Below are 1,621 nucleotides of genomic sequence, written 5' to 3'. Positions count from 1 at the left end.
CAACTTTGCTTCATTACGCCCATCTTTCTATGTTGTTGAAGGGAAAAGGTTTTGTTGATCTGCATGTGATACTGCGGGGTGTTTTTGGTTTTGCCGCGCCCGTTTGTTGAGGTGTTGTGCCGCCGGTTTTGACAATTCCGTTCGCTCGAATATCCACGGTCCGTCAGCGAGCGGGTGTTCCGCTTTGATTTCACCTGCTTCTACTGCCAACCGCAACGTTCTTGGTGCCACCCCGAGAAGCTTGGCCGCGTTGGAGAGGTTGAGCCAGGGATCGAGATCATTGGGTTCAACCTTGAATACGGGAATCTTGCGGTAGGACCGTAATGCGGTGACCCGTTCCCTGGTCCAGCGGTTGCCGTTTCCGGTGCCAAGGCCGTTCCGGTTCAGGACACCGGCGATGACATCGTCGCTGGCGATCCGTGCAAGCTGGCGGACGGCTTCAACAATATCAGGTGGTGTTGCATTGCGCTGTCCTCGCTGACGCTTTGGCAGGCGGATTTCTGTATGGGCACCGCCGGCCCAATGAACCAACAAAACGATCTCGGATGCATCGTCGTCAAGATCTGCCACTACTTCACGGATTACCGTGCGGACAATCCGCTTCTTGAGCTTGGCATCCGTGCCCGGCGCAAACCAGACGCGCTCAAGATTGGCACCCAGGGCTACCAGGTCTTCCACCGGTAGCGTTGTCGCGTTCGGGCTGGTCGTATCGTGGTGCGCGAGCTTCTGCTCGATCTCCTGAACCCGTTGAAGCATCCGGTTCCAACGGGCTTCCAGCTCTGCAGTCACCAAGCGGTTCTCGGGGTCCGATGCATCATACTGTCGGAATGCACGGTCAGTCGCATATTGCGCCGCCTCCAGATCACGGCTGAGCGCATCGCGAACCTGATCCCGTTGACACACCGCTTGCCGAGCGGCCGCTTCAGCGGCGGCGATCGCGCCGGGGCTGACCACCTGCAAGAGCGCATGTTCAATGGCATCATCGACCCGCAATCCGCCGAAAGCGATGCAGCGCGCTTCGCCGTTGTCCAAAAGGCCGCGCCAGCAGGAGTAACGCGGGATATCATGCCTCTTGCCGGTGTAGCGAACCGTCAACTTGCGCCCGCAGCGACGGCAGCGCAGAAGTCCGGCCAAAAGGGCGGAACCATGCTTGGCCGCGCCGTGATGTCGGCTCTGAGGGACGTTGTCGCTGACCATTTTGCGGATCGCCTCTGCCCTTTCCCAACTCACGTATCCTTCGTGCGCGCCCGGCTTCAATGCCAGCCACTCATCGCGATCCTTCCTGCGCGTAGCGGACGTCCCGAACCCTACCGATGTCCGGGTCTTGCCGTAGGCATAAGCCCCGCCATAGGCCGGGTTGACGATCATGCGATGGATGGTGGCGTATGTTGGCCGCCGCCAGACCACCTCACCCTGCTTGCGAAGGCAGGGCAGTTCAAGACCATGTTCAATGAACCACATGAGAGCCTGCCGCGCGCTCCCCAGCTCGGCGACCTTGTCGAATACCAGACTTATGGCATCTTGCACGCGACGATCCGGATCCTTCTCCAGCCGGTCGCCAGCCTTCACGAAACCGACAGGAGCGGCGACGACAAGTTCGCCGCGCCGTGCCTTCTCATAG

1 protein-coding gene is annotated in these 1,621 nt (G+C 59.8%); it reads right to left on the bottom strand.

Annotated elements, in window-relative coordinates:
- Nucleotides 1–27: 27 nt before the first annotated feature.
- Nucleotides 28–1,621: recombinase family protein (locus ACOYQJ_RS26160; protein WP_422908809.1), on the bottom strand; the 1,594-nt coding region annotated here is incomplete at its 5' end.

It is taken from the genome of Pacificoceanicola algae, assembly GCF_049341065.1.
Lineage (GTDB): Bacteria > Pseudomonadota > Alphaproteobacteria > Rhodobacterales > Rhodobacteraceae > Pacificoceanicola.
The sequence above is the reverse complement of the archived record's forward strand: the minus strand, read 5'-3'. Positions and strand labels throughout refer to the sequence as shown.